1 protein-coding gene is annotated in these 502 nt (G+C 54.8%); it reads left to right on the top strand.

All coding sequences use genetic code 11. The annotated features are described in order from the left end of the window. The coding region (locus tag AC1D0P_RS28470) for a YqhA family protein (RefSeq protein WP_477679802.1) at positions 1-489 on the top strand (489 nt) is incomplete at its 5' end. Between the last annotated feature and the right edge of the window lie 13 nt (positions 490-502).

Here is a 502-nt window from a genome sequence, read left to right as displayed (position 1 = left end):
AATTATGCCGCAGTGCAAACATTCGAAGGACTGCCGATGAAATCGCTCGAACTGCTCGTGGAACGCATCATCCTCTCCAGTCGCTGGATCCTGGTCGTGTTCTATCTGGGACTGGTCGCAGCGCTGGCGGTCTACGCCGTGTCCTTTGGCTATAAGTTCTGGAAAATAGCGCAGAACGTTTTCGTCTATGACGAGGCGGACATGATTCTCGCCATGCTTACACTGATCGATGCGGCGCTGGTGGCCAGCCTAATCGTCATGGTAATGATCTCGGGCTATGAGAATTTCGTCAGCCGCTTCGACGAGGAAGGCGAGTCCGACGTCTCCTTCCTCGGCAAGCTCGATTCCGGCAGCCTGAAGATCAAGGTCGCTTCTTCGATCGTGGCCATCTCCTCGATCCATCTGCTGCAGATCTTCCTCAATGCCAACCAGTACGACAACACCAAGCTGATGCTGCTCACGGGAACCAGTACGACAACACCAAGCTGATGCTGCTCACGGG

Source organism: Polaromonas sp. P1_G2 (genome assembly GCF_056405515.1).
This window is presented reverse-complemented; position numbering and strand designations above follow the sequence as displayed.